This is a genomic window from Pasteurella atlantica (assembly GCF_963693435.1).
In the GTDB taxonomy this organism is placed as follows: Bacteria; Pseudomonadota; Gammaproteobacteria; order Enterobacterales; family Pasteurellaceae; genus Phocoenobacter; species Phocoenobacter atlanticus.
Window position 1 is genome coordinate 360,300 of sequence record NZ_OY856306.1, and the last position, 16,189, is coordinate 376,488.

At 39.3% G+C, this 16,189-nt stretch carries 11 protein-coding genes, 2 tRNA genes and 3 rRNA genes; 9 read left to right on the forward strand and 7 right to left on the reverse strand.

The features are described from left to right. Positions 1–6: 6 nt before the first annotated feature. On the reverse strand, positions 7–546 hold the full coding sequence (locus U9966_RS01695) for a D-glycero-alpha-D-manno-heptose-1,7-bisphosphate 7-phosphatase (RefSeq protein WP_306347554.1): 540 nt from the start codon (positions 544–546) through the stop codon (positions 7–9). A gap of 175 nt (positions 547–721) precedes the next feature. On the opposite strand from U9966_RS01695, the gene U9966_RS01700 reads away from it, so the two are divergent. The 8 genes from U9966_RS01700 to nagA all read left to right on the forward strand — a co-directional run bounded on the left by U9966_RS01700 (position 722) and on the right by nagA (position 7,879). Then, entirely contained in the window at positions 722–1,507 is a 786-nt protein-coding gene (locus U9966_RS01700) for a DeoR/GlpR family DNA-binding transcription regulator (protein WP_306347555.1), read from the forward strand. After that, entirely contained in the window at positions 1,494–2,774 is a 1,281-nt protein-coding gene (locus U9966_RS01705; RefSeq protein WP_306347556.1) for a class II D-tagatose-bisphosphate aldolase, non-catalytic subunit, read from the forward strand. Before U9966_RS01700 ends, U9966_RS01705 begins: the two co-directional genes overlap by 14 nt. A gap of 14 nt (positions 2,775–2,788) precedes the next feature. After that, positions 2,789–3,976, forward strand: coding sequence for an SIS domain-containing protein (locus U9966_RS01710; protein ID WP_306347557.1), 1,188 nt, complete (start codon positions 2,789–2,791; stop codon positions 3,974–3,976). A 23-nt stretch (positions 3,977–3,999) separates the two neighbouring features. Then, positions 4,000–4,473, forward strand: a complete 474-nt coding sequence (gene agaV, locus U9966_RS01715; protein ID WP_090921364.1) for a PTS N-acetylgalactosamine transporter subunit IIB — start codon at positions 4,000–4,002, stop codon at positions 4,471–4,473. A gap of 37 nt (positions 4,474–4,510) precedes the next feature. Then, a complete protein-coding gene (gene agaW, locus U9966_RS01720) occupies positions 4,511–5,302 on the forward strand; it encodes a PTS N-acetylgalactosamine transporter subunit IIC (protein ID WP_090921365.1) in 792 nt (263 codons plus the stop codon). A gap of 1 nt (position 5,303) precedes the next feature. Next, positions 5,304–6,218 (forward strand): PTS system mannose/fructose/sorbose family transporter subunit IID, encoded by a 915-nt coding sequence (locus U9966_RS01725; RefSeq protein ID WP_306347558.1) that lies wholly within the window; start codon positions 5,304–5,306, stop codon positions 6,216–6,218. Between the two features lie 98 nt (positions 6,219–6,316). Beyond that, positions 6,317–6,745, forward strand: a complete 429-nt coding sequence (agaF, locus tag U9966_RS01730; RefSeq protein WP_211599198.1) for a PTS galactosamine/N-acetylgalactosamine transporter subunit IIA — start codon at positions 6,317–6,319, stop codon at positions 6,743–6,745. Between the two features lie 18 nt (positions 6,746–6,763). Further along, positions 6,764–7,879, forward strand: a complete 1,116-nt coding sequence (gene nagA / locus U9966_RS01735) for an N-acetylglucosamine-6-phosphate deacetylase (RefSeq protein WP_306347559.1) — start codon at positions 6,764–6,766, stop codon at positions 7,877–7,879. 244 nt (positions 7,880–8,123) lie between these two features. Here the strand turns inward: nagA and rrf are convergent. The 6 genes from rrf to murI all read right to left on the reverse strand — a co-directional run bounded on the left by rrf (position 8,124) and on the right by murI (position 14,522). Continuing rightward, positions 8,124–8,239, reverse strand: a 5S ribosomal RNA gene (gene rrf, locus U9966_RS01740). A gap of 150 nt (positions 8,240–8,389) precedes the next feature. Next, positions 8,390–11,298: ribosomal RNA gene (locus U9966_RS01745) — 23S ribosomal RNA — on the reverse strand. A gap of 321 nt (positions 11,299–11,619) precedes the next feature. Beyond that, positions 11,620–11,695: transfer RNA gene (locus U9966_RS01750), tRNA-Ala, on the reverse strand. 36 nt (positions 11,696–11,731) lie between these two features. Next, positions 11,732–11,808: transfer RNA gene (locus U9966_RS01755), tRNA-Ile, on the reverse strand. Between the two features lie 73 nt (positions 11,809–11,881). After that, positions 11,882–13,422 (reverse strand): 16S ribosomal RNA (locus U9966_RS01760). Together the 16S, 23S and 5S rRNA genes with 2 tRNA genes alongside form the textbook arrangement of a ribosomal RNA operon. A 314-nt stretch (positions 13,423–13,736) precedes the next feature. Then, positions 13,737–14,522: a glutamate racemase gene (gene murI / locus U9966_RS01765; protein ID WP_306347208.1), complete on the reverse strand. Its 786-nt coding sequence runs from the start codon at positions 14,520–14,522 to the stop codon at positions 13,737–13,739. 162 nt (positions 14,523–14,684) lie between these two features. Here murI and ilvC point away from each other — a divergent pair, with 162 nt between their 5' ends. Then, complete coding sequence (gene ilvC, locus U9966_RS01770; RefSeq protein ID WP_306347209.1) at positions 14,685–16,166, forward strand: ketol-acid reductoisomerase; 1,482 nt, start codon at positions 14,685–14,687, stop codon at positions 16,164–16,166. Positions 16,167–16,189: the final 23 nt, after the last annotated feature.

The following is a 16,189-nucleotide window of genomic DNA, read 5'->3' on the forward strand; positions in this document are numbered from 1 at the left end:
TTCAAACTAATCCCAATTTTCAATTACTTCACTAGCTTCTAATAGTGATTTAACAAAAGTCGTTTTTTCTTTTAAATGATCGGGCATATTGTGATATTCACCTTCTCCGTGTTTATTTTCTACTAAAATTAAACGACAACCCGCATCATAACCTGCTTGCATATCTCGTTCATAATCGCCAATAAACACCGCTTCATTTGGCTCAACATTAAAATGAGCTAACAATTCTAATAGCATTCCCGGATTGGGTTTACGGCGAGGATCGTTATTGTCAAAACTCGGACAATAAACGATTTTATCAATATCGCCCCCATTCGCACGTAATTCTTTCAGCATTTTATCGTGAATGGCATCTAAATCAGCGACAGTAAAACGTCCACGATCAATATGTGATTGATTGGTAGCAATCGCTGTGATGTAGCCTGCTTTTTTGAAGTTTGCTATTGCTTCAATTGCTCCATCAATAAATTCAAATTCATCAGGATTTTCTACCCATTTTAGCTCTTTATTAATAACACCATCACGATCCAAAATAATTAATTTCATAATAAATCTCACTTAATAACATTAAATAACATAATTTTTGTGAAGTATACCACAAAATGTGATATTTTTTGTTGAAAATTGTGTTTTTTTTATTTATATTGCGACCATAAAATAAAGAAACAAGCATATCAGTTTTTTTAAGACATTTTAATATGAATTACATAATGGCATAAAAATGAAAAAATCACCTGTACAACGTAGAGCTGAAATTCTTAGTCGTTTACGACAAGGCATTATATCTTCTCCGATACAACTTGCGGAGCTATTTGATGTTTCGGTTATGACGATTCACCGTGATCTTAAACAATTAGATGCTGATGGATATTTAAGTAAACAACATGGTGGTGCGATTGTTAACCAAAAATCTTTTCTTTCTACTAGTATAGAAAAACGCACGACGGTAAATGCACAAGCAAAAAAAAGAATCGGAGAATTTGCAGCAACACAACTTATTAATCCAGAAGTTGATTCTATTGTGATCGATTCTGGTTCAACAACTTTAGCATTAGTTAACGCATTGCCAGATACACCAATGACAGTAATGGTAAATGGAATTTCATCTTTAGCAATTTTGTCTCAGCATAAGCAGACTAATGTCTACTCCCTCGGCGGTAGATTAAATTCTAGCATTATGGCTTTTGAAGGAACTGTAGCTTGCGATATGCTAAATAAATGTCATTTTACAAAAGCTTTTATTGGCACCGATGGAATTGATTTAGAGGCAGGTTTCTCAACAACAGATACAGCTAATGCTCAATTAACGCGTTTAATGGCACAACAATCCAAAGAAGTGTATGTATTAGCGGATCTATCTAAATTTAATAGACGAGCTTTTGCATCTATTATGAATTTCGAAGATATTACTGGAATAGTAACAGAAAAAGGGGTCTCCGAAGAATTTCGTACTATTCTGAAACAAAATAATGTACAACTTTTTGAGGTAGAAAATGATGAATGTTAATCCAATTCAACAACGTATCAACGACCACAAAGCCACAGGTAAAGGTGGTGTGGTTTCAGTTTGTAGTGCAAATCCTGATGTGATTATTGCTGCTGCAAAACTAGCAGCACAATATGATGATTTATTGTTGGTGGAGTCCACATCAAACCAAGTTGATCAATTTGGTGGCTACACAGGAATGAAGCCTGTTGAATTTGTCGCTTATGTAAAAAAACTATTGATCGATAACGGTTTATCAGCGGACAAATTAGTGTTAGGTGGCGATCATTTAGGCCCTAATGCGTGGCAAGATCAAGATAGCGTAACAGCGATGAATCATTCAGAAGAATTGATTCGCCATTATGTGAGTGCGGGCTATCAAAAAATTCACTTAGATTGCAGTATGTCTTGTTCTGACGATCCTGTTCCTTTAACTGATGAAATTGTGGCAGAGCGTGCGGCTCGTTTATGCAAAATTGCAGAAGATACCGCAAAAGCCACCAATCAACCACACGATATTGTCTATATTATTGGTACTGAAGTGCCAGTTCCAGGTGGTGCTCAAGAAGATTTAGATGTGGTTACACCAACTACACCAGAAGCAGCTCGCACCACTTATCAAGTTCATAAAGCCATTTTTGAAAAACACGGTTTAGGCGATGTATGGTCAAGAATAGTTGGCTTAGTAGTGCAACCAGGGGTTGAATTTGATCATCATAGTGTAGTGGATTATACACCTGAAAAAGCGGACAAATTATCAGCTCTGGCAAATGAATTCCCTAATGCAACCTTTGAAGCCCACTCCACAGATTACCAAAAACCGCTTGCTTTCCAACATTTAGTGCGTGATCACTTTGCAATTTTAAAAGTAGGACCAGCGTTAACTTTTGCTCTACGTGAGGCTTATTTTGCTCTTGATCATATCGCACAAGATATGCAATTAGGGGTATCTTCATTTAAAGCAACCCTTGAAGAAATAATGATGGAAAAACCAAAATATTGGAAAAAATATTATTTAGGTAATGAACAAGAACAACGTATCGCTCGTGCATACAGCTTATCAGATCGTTGCCGTTACTACTTACCAGAATCAAAATTACAACAAGTTATCAGTGAAATGAAAACTGCCTTTGCGGGAAAAACCATTCCATTAGGTTTATTAAAACAATATATGCCTGCGGAATTTGATGCCGTACGTGAAGGTAAAATTAAAGGAAACTTTGAAGATTTAGTACATTTTCATATTCAGTTGGCACTCTTGCCATACTATGAAGCAGCTAAAATTTAAGGGAGCTAAGAACAATGGATTATAAAACATTAAATAGCAATTTATATGAATTAAAACTCGATGGTGCTCAATACACCATCGACGAGGTGGCTCAACAACCAAATTGTTGGCGACAAATCAAGGACTTATTAGATCAGCAAGATCCTGCGTTATATCAACTTATTGCAAAAACCTTAAACAATCCTACCGCTTACATAACATTCTGCGGTGCGGGAACGTCAGCTTATGTGGGTGATGTATTAGCAGATGCTATTCAGCAATTTGCCAAAGCACGAGTTCGCTCTGTACCTACTACGGATATTGTAAGTCGTCCTAACTATTATTTTGATTCAGAAAGTGAAGGGATTGTTTTTGCATTTGGTCGTTCAGGCAATAGTGCAGAAAGTGTAGATACCGCAGATAAAGTATCGCAACTTGCACCGAAAGTGCATCAAATAAACGTGACTTGTAACCCAAATGGTGAATTAGCAAAACGTAATGATAGCCACAACCACGTTTGTTTAATGCCACCAGAAACCCACGATAAAAGTTTTGTAATGACATCAAGTTTCTCAACAATGTTGTTATTTACATTCCAATTAGTCAACCGTGCTGCAGGTCGTCCGTTAGCTGATTTAAATTTGGTAGCAGATTGTGCAGAAGACTGGTGTAAGCGGTTACTTTCTTCAGACTTTTTGCAAAAAATTCCAACTTCAGAACGTTTAGTTTATTTAGGATCTAATACCTTATTTGGTGCAGCAAAAGAGTCTGCATTAAAAGCTTTAGAAATGACAGGTGGAAAAGTTGTCACCCTTTCTGAAACTTCTCTTGGCTTTAGACACGGTCCTAAATCTATTGTTGATGAAACCACTACAGCTTGTGTTTTTGTTAGTAATAATGAATACACCTCACGTTTTGACCGTGATATTGCAATTGAATTGCTTTCAGACAACAAATGTAAGCAAGTGATAGTAATTGCAACACAACGTATTGCAGATCAATTATTGCAAAAATTTGGTCACAACTCACCGCTTGAATTGATTGTTTTACCAGATAATTTGGTTGATGCTGATGATGTATTACTTGCACCACTTGGTGTATTAGTATCTCAAATTATCGGCTTAACATTAAGTGTTACCTTTGATATTTCACCAGATAATCCTTGCCCAACTGGAGAGGTAAATCGAGTGGTTCAAGGTGTTACATTGTACGAATTCAAATAATAAATAAAAAAAGGAGGTCGATAATGCCAAATATTTTAGCAACTCGAATTGATAACCGTCTTGTTCACGGACAAGTTGGAATGACTTGGACAAGCTGGTTAGGGGCTAATTTAGTACTTGTTGCAGATGATATTCTTGCAGAAGATAAAGTGCAACAAAATTTAATGGATATGGTGTTAGCTGATGGTGTGCAATCTCGTTACTTTAGTGTTCAAAAGACTATTGATGTGATTCATAAAGCATCACCAAAACAAAAAATATTTCTTGTTTGTCGTACACCACAAACAGTATTAGCCTTAGTAGAGGGAGGTGTTCCAATTACTGCAGTAAATGTGGGTAATCTTCACTTTGCTGAAGGCAAAAAACAAATCGATAAAACCATTAGTGTGACAGAAGACGATATTCGTTGCTTTAAGGCACTGGTGGAAAAGGGTATTCCTTGTACTATTCAAGGTATTCCTGCCGATGCTAAAAAAGACATTTTGTCATTACTTTAATTTTAACTTAATCTTAACTTTTAATTAGGAGAATGCTATGGAAGTTGTTACTGACGTCAGTTTGATGCAAGCTTTACTGATAGCGATTTTTGCAGGTATTGCGGGTATCGATTTATTTAACGTACTTACACATATCCACCGTCCAATTATTACAGGTCCAATTGTGGGTTTAATTCTAGGTAAACCAGAAGCAGGTTTAGTTGCTGGTGCAACCTTTGAATTAATGTGGATGGGACTTGTTCCTCTTGCAGGAGCTCAGCCACCTAACGTAGTACTTGGCGGTATTATCGGTACTGCATTTGCTCTTGTAACAGGGCAAACAGCAGAACAAGCAATTTTAGTTGCTGTACCATTTGCTATCTTTGTACAAATCTGTATCACTTTATTGTTTACCGTTTATTCACCGTTAATGAGTGTCGCGGATCGTTATGCAAAAAATCTTAACTTTGCGGGTATTGCAAACCTTAACTATTTAGGTATGACAATCCTATTCTTCTTCTACTCAATTATTGCGTTTGCAGTAATTTATTTTGGAGCAGAAGCAGCACAAGGTTTTGTTAAATTAATTCCTAAATGGGTAACTGATGGTTTAGGTTTTGCAGGTGGTTTAATGCCAGCTATCGGTTTTGGTATTTTATTGAATATTATGCTTAAAAAACAATATGTTGCTTATTTCATCTTAGGTTTCTTATTGTCAGCATACTTCAAACAGCCATTGCTTGCAATTGCACTAATTGGTTTAGTATTCGCGTTAATCGAATTCTTTATCCGTGGAGATGCACCAGCAGAAGGTAGTCATTCAACTGAAACTGAAGAAGAGGGAATTTAAGATGACAGATATGAATAAAACTGTTGATCCAGATGTTTATGAAGATCAAACTAAACAAAAAGTCATTACTAATAAAGATATTTCTAAAATGGCTTGGCGTTCACTATTCTTACAAGCAAGTTTTAACTATGAGCGTATGCAAGCAAATGGTTGGTTATATACTATTTTACCAAGTTTACGCAAAATTCATAAAAATGAAGAAGACTTGAAAAAATCAATGGGAATGCACCTTGAGTTCTTTAATACTCACCCATTCTTAGTAACATTTATTTCTGGTCTTGTACTTGCAATGGAAGAATCAAAAGAACGTGTTTCAACGATTCGTGCAATTAAAATCTCAACAATGGGTCCAGGTGGTGGTATCGGTGATGCGGTATTCTGGCTAACCTTGCTTTCTATTTGTGGTGGTGTGGGTGCTTCTTTCTCACTTAACGGCTCTTGGTTAGGTCCTATTTTCTTCTTAGTTGCGTTTAACCTTGTACACTTCGGTTTACGTTTTGGTTTAGCGAGCTATGGTTATAAAATGGGGGTTTCAGCGATTGCTAACCTGAAAGAGCAAACCAAACGACTCGGTCACGCAGCGTCCATTGTGGGGTTAACTGTAATCGGTGCGATGACAGCAAGTTATGTTCGCTTAGAAGCTGGATTACAAATGATTCGCCATGTACCAGGGGTTGAAAAACCTTATATATATACTTTACAAGGTGACTTAATTGATCCAATTATGCCTAAATTATTACCATTATTATGGACACTAATGATTTTATGGCGTATTAAGAAAGGGGATAGTGCATTACGCTTAGTAATGTTTACTGTAATCTTTGGTCTAGTTTGTACCTTAATTCCAGTGTTAGTGAAAATGATGTTCGGTGTTGATATTATCGACCCAGCAGTGTTAGCAACACGTATGAGTTAATCTTAGCGAGTAAGTAATAAAAAAGGGGTAAATGATGAGAATCTTTTTCCCCTTTTTCAATTTTAAACAAAATAAACTTTTTATTACGGGAGCAGAATATGACAATCGGTATTATTGTTTGTGGACACGGGCATTTTGCAACAGGGATTACTTCAACATTAGAATTAGTTGCAGGTGAGCAAGAAGATTATAAAGCAGTAGATTTTGATGGAAGTTGTGATTTTGGTGTATTACTCAAGCAAGCCGTTGAAGAATTAAATTGTGAAAAATTAATTTTCTTCACAGATATTCTAGGGGGAACACCATTCAGACAAGCTTCAATGATTGCTGCTCAACGAAAAAATTGTGAAGTTGTGACTGGCACAACAGCACAAATGTTAATTGAAGCTTGCCTAGAAAGGGATGATTATGATAATTTAAGTGATAGTATCAACACGCTTATTGATAGTGCTCGCCAAGGAATAACAAGTTTTGCACTACAAATGAGCAACAATCAAAATAATCAAACTGATGATGACGGTATTTAACTAACGGATGGAAAAATAATGATTTACTATCAAAATGCAGCCATATTTGATGGCAACAACTTATTATATGGGCATAGTTTGGCGGTGGAAGGTGATCGCACTATTGCTGTTATACCTAATGAAAACGTTCCTCAAGATGCTAAAATCATTCAACTAAAAGGTGGAATTCTTACACCTGGTTATGTTGAATTACAAGCAAATGGTGGCGGTGGCGTACTATTTAATGATGAGCCAAATATTGAAGGTTTAAAAACAATTATAGCAGCACACCGTAAATTTGGTACAGTGGCTATATTACCCACTTTTATCACAGACACCCCTGAAAAATTAGAGCAAGGTTTAACCGCTATTCAAGAAGGGATTAAACAAAATTTACACGGCTTAATCGGTGGACATTTTGAAGGTCCTTTTATCAGCTTAGAGAAAAAAGGGACGCACCAACCCGCTTATATCCGTAAACCAACTCAAGAAGATTACGAGCGTTATGCAAAAGAAGGGTTAGGAAACAGCTTGGTGACAGTGGCGCCAGAGCAAGTTCCTGCTGATTTCATCAAACACCTTATTGATCACGGTTTCAAAGTAAATGCAGGTCATACAATGGCACAAAAAGAAGATATGTTGCGAGCATATAGTATGGGTTTGAGTGGGGTAACCCATTTATATAATGCAATGCCACCACTTCAAGGCAGAGAGCCCGCCGTAATTGGTACAGCGTGCACATTAGGCTTATATTGTGGCGTGATCGTGGATGGTGTTCACAGTGATCCATTCTCATTAAAAACGGCTTATAAATTGCTTGGAAAAGATCGTTTACACCTTGTGACTGACAGTATGCACACGATCGGTGTAGAAGGCATTGAATCTTTTGATCTAATGGGACAAAAAGTGTTTGTACAAGGTAATAAATTAGTGAATGAAAATGGTTCACTCGCAGGTGCACACGTCACAATGGAAGAAAATGTGAAAAACGCACTAAAATTTATGCAAGCAAGTGTAGTTGATGTTTTAACAATGGCAATAACTACTCCAGCTAAACATATTGGTCGAGAAGATTTAGCCACTATTATTAATCGAGAAATGCGTGATATTTTGTACTTAGATGATGAATTAAGTTTACAAGAATTATCAAACTAAGCGGTCAGATATTTAAACATATTTGCAAAATGAGACTTACACGACACTATCCCACAAACTGTGTAAGTTCTAAAAATAGGGTTCAGGGTTGTCCTTGAATCCTATCTCCAAAAATAGTCAAAAATTGATTTAAAATCAAGCCTCAATTTCTATCCATTTTCGTCCTTTATACCCCATTTTCATTGTCTTTTAAATACAAAAAAGCCGTAACTATTTCTAGCTACGGCTCTTTCTTCTTATAAAACCCTGATGGTGTCCTACTCTCACATAGGGAGACCCTACACTACCATCGGCGTTACAACTTTTCACTTCTGAGTTCGGTATGGAATCAGGTGGTTCCGTTGCACTATGGCCATCAGGAAAATCTGTCGATATTTATATCTAATCTTTTCTTCATTCTTTAAATTAAAAACAAGCTTCTACTTTAACTTTCTTAAACTTCAAACTCCAACCTTACAGTCTTCTGTCTTCCGTCCTCTGTCTTCTGAAACAAAAACACTTGAGTGTTGTATGGTTAAGTCTCTCGGGCAATTAGTACAGGTTAGCTCAACGTCTCACAACGCTTACACACCCTGCCTATCTACGTCTTAGTCTCAAACAACCCTTACAATCTTATAGATTGGGAGAACTCATCTCAAGGCTAGTTTCGTGCTTAGATGCTTTCAGCACTTATCTATTCCGCATGTAGCTACCCAGCAATGCTTCTGGCGAAACAACTGGAACACCAGTGATGCGTCCACTCCGGTCCTCTCGTACTAGGAGCAGCCCCTTTCAATTCTCCAACGCCCACGGCAGATAGGGACCGAACTGTCTCACGACGTTCTAAACCCAGCTCGCGTACCACTTTAAATGGCGAACAGCCATACCCTTGGGACCTACTTCAGCCCCAGGATGTGATGAGCCGACATCGAGGTGCCAAACACCGCCGTCGATATGAACTCTTGGGCGGTATCAGCCTGTTATCCCCGGAGTACCTTTTATCCGTTGAGCGATGGCCCTTCCATTCAGAACCACCGGATCACTATGACCTACTTTCGTACCTGCTCGACATGTCCGTCTCGCAGTCAAGCTTGCTTATACCATTGTACTAACCTCACGATGTCCGACCGTGATTAGCAAACCTTCGTACTCCTCCGTTACTCTTTGGGAGGAGACCGCCCCAGTCAAACTACCCACCAGACACTGTCCGAACACCCGTTTCGGGTGCTTCGTTAGAACATCAAACGTTAAAGGGTGGTATTTCAAGGTTGACTCCACAATAACTGGCGTTACTGCTTCTAAGTCTCCCACCTATCCTACACATTAAAATTCAAGGTTCAGTGTCAAGCTATAGTAAAGGTTCACGGGGTCTTTCCGTCTAGCCGCGGGTACACCGCATCTTCACGGCGATTTCAATTTCACTGAGTCTCGGGTGGAGACAGCCTGGCCATCATTATGCCATTCGTGCAGGTCGGAACTTACCCGACAAGGAATTTCGCTACCTTAGGACCGTTATAGTTACGGCCGCCGTTTACTGGGGCTTCTATCAGAAGCTTCTCTTTCGATTACATCATCAATTAACCTTCCAGCACCGGGCAGGCATCACACCCTATACGTCCACTTTCGTGTTTGCAGAGTGCTGTGTTTTTAATAAACAGTTGCAGCCAGCTGGTATCTTCGACCGGTTCAACCTTCACCCGTAAAGGGCTACAATCTACGCCGGCGCACCTTCTCCCGAAGTTACGGTGCTATTTTGCCTAGTTCCTTCACCCGAGTTCTCTCAAGCGCCTGAGTATTCTCTACCTGATCACCTGTGTCGGTTTACAGTACGATTTATAATAACCTATGCTTAGTGGCTTTTCCTGGAAGCGTGGTATCAGTTACTTCAGCTCCTTAGAGCCTCGTCATCACTTCTCGGTGTTATACAGAATTCCGGATTTGCCTAGAATTCCCACCTACCGGCTTAAACAGGGATATCCAATACCCTGATAACCTAACCTTCTCCGTCCCCACATCGCAGTTATTACAAGTACGGGAATATTAACCCGTTTCCCATCGACTACGCTTTTCAGCCTTGCCTTAGGGGTCGACTCACCCTGCCCCGATTAACGTTGGACAGGAAACCTTGATCTTCCGGCGAACGAGTTTTTCACTCGTTTTATCGTTACTTATGTCAGCATTCGCACTTCTGATACGTCCAGCAAACCTCTCGATTCACCTTCATCCGCTTACAGAACGCTCCCCTACCCAATGAATAGAATTAACTATTCAATGCCGCAGCTTCGGTGCTATATTTGAGCCCCGTTACATCTTCCGCGCAGGCCGACTCGACTAGTGAGCTATTACGCTTTCTTTAAATGGTGGCTGCTTCTAAGCCAACATCCTAGCTGTCTAAGCCTTCCCACTTCGTTTCCCACTTAATATAGACTTTGGGACCTTAGCTGGCGGTCTGGGTTGTTTCCCTCTTCACGACGAACGTTAGCACCCGCCGTGTGTCTCCTGAGTATCACTCTTTGGTATTCGGAGTTTGCATCGGGTTGGTAAGCCGGGATGGCCCCCTAGCCGAAACAGTGCTCTACCCCCAAAGGTGTCCGCTCAAGGCTCTACCTAAATAGATTTCGGGGAGAACCAGCTATCTCCCGGTTTGATTGGCCTTTCACCCCCAGCCACAAGTCATCCGCTAATTTTTCAACATTAGTCGGTTCGGTCCTCCAGTTAGTGTTACCCAACCTTCAACCTGCCCATGGCTAGATCACCGGGTTTCGGGTCTATACCTTGCAACTAAACGCCCAGTTAAGACTCGGTTTCCCTACGGCTCCCCTATTCGGTTAACCTTGCTACAAAATATAAGTCGCTGACCCATTATACAAAAGGTACGCAGTCACAACACGAAGTTGCTCCTACTGCTTGTACGTACACGGTTTCAGGTTCTATTTCACTCCCCTCGCAGGGGTTCTTTTTACCTTTCCTTCACAGTACTAGTTCACTATCGGTCAATCAGGAGTATTTAGCCTTGGAGGATGGTCCCCCCATCTTCAAACAGGATATCACGTGTCCCGCCCTACTTATCGTTAGCTTAGTTCCACAATTGCATTTTCAGATACGGGATTATCACCCTCTATGATTGAGTTTCCCAACTCATTCTCTTAATACAAATGCTAAAACTAACTGGCTCTTCCACTTTCGCTCGCCGCTACTCACAGAATCTCGGTTGATTTCTTTTCCTCGGGGTACTTAGATGTTTCAGTTCTCCCGGTTCGCTTCAATGACCTATGTATTCAGTCATTGATAATAGGTTCTTCACCTATTGGGTTTCCCCATTCGGAAATCTTGGAATTATCACGTTTCTTATCAACTCTTCCAAGCTTATCGCAGATTAGCACGTCCTTCTTCGCCTCTGATTGCCAAGGCATCCACCGTGTACGCTTAGTCACTTAACCATACAACCTCAAGTATTCTTAAAATAAAGAAAACCCAACATTGTTACATTAAACAACTCAAGTTCGTATGTTGCTTTTGTTCAACATACTATTTTTTAGTTTCTTACTCAGACTTCTTCTCAAAAAACAGCCACTTTAACAAATTACAGTTTTAATTCCTGTCATCTGTCTTCCGTACTCTGTCTTCTGAACTTGAAAGTCTTCAGTTTTCAGCTTGTTTCCAATTTTTTAAAGAACAAATATAACAAAACACTTAACGTGCTTCATCATTGCTAAATTAACTTATAAATATATTTACAAATTCACTTAGCAATGATGAATTGGTGGAGATAAGCGGGATCGAACCGCTGACCTCCTGCGTGCAAGGCAGGCGCTCTCCCAGCTGAGCTATATCCCCAACACATCACTATCATTTCTAACCACACTCAATGAGTGGTGGGTCTGAGTGGACTTGAACCACCGACCTCACCCTTATCAGGGGTGCGCTCTAACCACCTGAGCTACAGACCCAGAAATGATGTCTTTTGTCTCTTATTATTTCTATCAAACAATCTGTGTGAGCACTCATTGTCGCTTATTCAGGTAAGGAGGTGATCCAACCGCAGGTTCCCCTACGGTTACCTTGTTACGACTTCACCCCAGTCATGAATCATACCGTGGTAAACGCCCTCCCTAAGGTTAAGCTATCTACTTCTGGTACAACCCACTCCCATGGTGTGACGGGCGGTGTGTACAAGGCCCGGGAACGTATTCACCGCGACATTCTGATTCGCGATTACTAGCGATTCCGACTTCATGGAGTCGAGTTGCAGACTCCAATCCGGACTTAGACGTACTTTCTGAGATTCGCTTACCTTCGCAGGTTCGCCGCCCTCTGTATACGCCATTGTAGCACGTGTGTAGCCCTACTCGTAAGGGCCATGATGACTTGACGTCGTCCCCACCTTCCTCCAGTTTATCACTGGCAGTCTCCTTTGAGTTCTCAGCATTACCTGCTAGCAACAAAGGATAAGGGTTGCGCTCGTTGCGGGACTTAACCCAACATTTCACAACACGAGCTGACGACAGCCATGCAGCACCTGTCTCATAGTTCCCGAAGGCACAAGACTATCTCTAGTCTCTTCTATGGATGTCAAGAGTAGGTAAGGTTCTTCGCGTTGCATCGAATTAAACCACATGCTCCACCGCTTGTGCGGGCCCCCGTCAATTCATTTGAGTTTTAACCTTGCGGCCGTACTCCCCAGGCGGTCAATTTATCGCGTTAGCTACGGGCGCCAGGCTTAAAGCCCAACCCCCAAATTGACATCGTTTACAGCGTGGACTACCAGGGTATCTAATCCTGTTTGCTACCCACGCTTTCGCACCTCAGCGTCAGTCTCTCTCCAAGGGGCTGCCTTCGCCTTCGGTATTCCTCCACATCTCTACGCATTTCACCGCTACACGTGGAATTCTACCCCTCCCTAGAGGACTCTAGTCGCCCAGTCTCAAATGCAATTCCCAAGTTAAGCTCGGGGCTTTCACATCTGACTTAGACAACCGCCTGCGTGCCCTTTACGCCCAGTTATTCCGATTAACGCTCGCACCCTCCGTATTACCGCGGCTGCTGGCACGGAGTTAGCCGGTGCTTCTTCTGCGACTAACGTCAATGTTTGCACCTATTAGATACAAACCCTTCCTCATCGCTGAAAGAACTTTACAACCCGAAAGCCTTCTTCATTCACGCGGCATGGCTGCATCAGGGTTTCCCCCATTGTGCAATATTCCCCACTGCTGCCTCCCGTAGGAGTCTGGACCGTGTCTCAGTTCCAGTGTGGCTGGTCATCCTCTCAAACCAGCTAGAGATCGTCAGCTTGGTGAGCCTTTACCTCACCAACTACCTAATCTCACTTGGGCTCATCTCGTGGTATATGGTCCGAAGATCCCATACTTTAATCTTTCGATATTACGCGGTATTAGCTACAGTTTCCCGTAGTTATCCCCCTCCACAAGGCAGATTCCCAAGCATTACTCACCCGTCCGCCACTCGTCAGCAAGAAAGCAAGCTTTCTCCTGTTACCGTTCGACTTGCATGTGTTAAGCCTGCCGCCAGCGTTCAATCTGAGCCATGATCAAACTCTTCAATTAAAAGTTTAATCGCTCAATAAACTGACATAGAATTTTTATTAAATAAATTTTCAGTGACACTTATTAAGACTTCTTTATTTCAAATATTTTTTTCAAATAAGTCAATCAACAAGTGCCCACACAGATTGTCTGATAAATTGTTAAAGAGCAAAAAACAACGACGCACCAGTTAAAACTTCGTTTCACAACAGTGCGTCGTTGTGTGTGGCGTATTATAGAGATTTTTAAAGGTGACGCAAGTACTTTTTGGAAAAAATTTTAAAAAACCTTTTAATCGATTATTTTTAATTCAATTTGAATGTTTTTTGTAAATTTTATAAAAGATCTAACCGCTTAAATCCTTTTTTTATCATTATCATTTCGTGATTTTTTTTACTTTTTGTGACTTGAGTACAATAAGATATATTATCAAAAGCCTTTTTATTCTCTATTTTTTTACTTTTTAATAAAAATTCTACTCTGTTTGCAATAGCTTTTCCTGAATCGACAAAGTTTTTTACATTTGGAAGAAGTTGTTGCAACTCTTTTTTTACCACAGGAAAATGCGTACAACCCAATATAACCGTATCTAATTCTAAATTTCCCTGCCAAGGCATTATGATTTTTTGTAATTCATTTATATCAACATTATTTGTTTTCATTTTTTCTTCAGCTAATTCTACAAGATCTGTTGAACCAATTTTTTCTATCACACATCCTTTTGCATACTTATCAATAAGATCTTGAACATAAGATCGATTAATTGTCCCCTTCGTAGCAAGCAAGCCTATTACTTTTGTTTGTGAAATCTGTGCTGCTGGTTTTATCGCTGGTACAGTCCCTACTACATCTATATCAAATTTTTCTCTTAATATTGGTAACACCACTGTACTCGCTGTATTACAAGCCACGACTATCAAATCAAGCGGTAACTTATCTATCACTTTTTGCACTATTTTTTCTGCTCTTTGTATTAATTCTATTTCTGTTTTTTCAGAATAAGGAAAGTAAGCATTATCAAAACAATATATATAGTGAGCATTCGGTAGTTTTTTTTGAATTTCATCATAAATGGTCAATCCTCCCATTCCTGAATCATAAATTAAAATTGTTGGTTTCATATTATTTTTATAAAAAGAGGTTGTTGCACGTAATACTACTCTTTTATTTTATTGCATTCAAATTGAGTGTATAGCTTTCATTCAATAAAATAATATGCTTTAATTAAATTTAAAGTTTTTATAACACAACACTTACAACAATAAAACAAACAGGAGAATGATATGAGTAACTATTTTAATACATTAAATTTACGTCAACAGTTAGATCAATTAGGTCACTGTCGTTTTATGGAGCGTGATGAGTTTGCAAATGGTGTAAATGTTTTAAAGGGTAAAAAAATTGTCATTATTGGCTGTGGAGCTCAAGGTTTAAACCAAGGGTTAAATATGCGTGATTCTGGTTTAGATATTAGTTATGCCTTACGCCAAGCCGCTATTGATGAAAAACGTTTATCTTTTCAACGAGCAACTGAACATAAATTTCAGGTTGGTACTTATGAGCAATTGATTCCTACAGCTGATTTAGTCATTAACTTAACACCTGATAAACAGCACTCCAGTGTAATTGCAGATATTATGCCACTAATGAAACAAGGTGCTTCTCTTGGTTATTCACACGGTATGAATATTGTAGAAGTGGGTGAAAAAATTCGTGATGATATTACTGTTGTGATGGTCGCACCAAAATGTCCAGGGACAGAAGTTCGTGAGGAATATAAAAGAGGTTTTGGTGTGCCGACATTAATTGCGGTTCATCCAGAAAATGACCCTAAAGAAGAAGGATTTGAAATTGCCAAAGCTTGGGCAGTAGCAACTGGTGGTCATAAGGCAGGCGTATTAGAATCTTCATTTGTAGCTGAAGTAAAATCAGACTTAATGGGTGAACAAACTATTCTTTGTGGAATGTTACAAGCAGGTTCTATTGTTTGTTATAACAAATTAGTTGCTGAAGGTAAAAATCCTGCCTATGCGGGTAAATTAATTCAATATGGTTGGGAAGTCATTACTGAAGCCTTAAAACAAGGCGGTATTACTTTAATGATGGATCGCCTTTCTAACTCAGCAAAATTACGTGCTTTCACCTTATCACAACATATTAAGCAACATTTTGCACCTCTGTTTGAAAAACATATGGATGATATTATTAGTGGTGAATTTTCAGCAGCAATGATGCAAGATTGGCAAAATAATGATGCTAATTTATTAAAGTGGCGTGAAGAAACAGGAAAAACAGCCTTTGAAAATGCACCTGATGGCAGTAACATTCAGATTACTGAACAAGAATACTTTGATAATGGCATTCTTATGGTAGCAATGATTAAAGCGGGTGTTGAATTAGCTTTTGATACTATGGTTGCAACAGGTATTTATGAAGAGTCTGCTTATTATGAATCGTTACACGAATTACCATTAATTGCGAATACGGTTGCTCGTAAACGTTTGTATGAGATGAATGTTGTTATTTCTGATACGGCTGAATATGGTAACTATTTATTTGCTAATGCTGCAGTTCCTCTATTTGAACAATATATTATACCAACTTTAGTAAAAGGTGACTTAGGTGAAGCTACACCAGAAATAGAAATTGATAATATAACATTGAATGCAGTAAATGATGCTATTCGCCAACATCCAATTGAATTTATTGGTAAAGAATTACGTAGTTATATGACTGATATGCAACGTATTGCATCCAATAACTAAACAATATAACAAATTATAATATA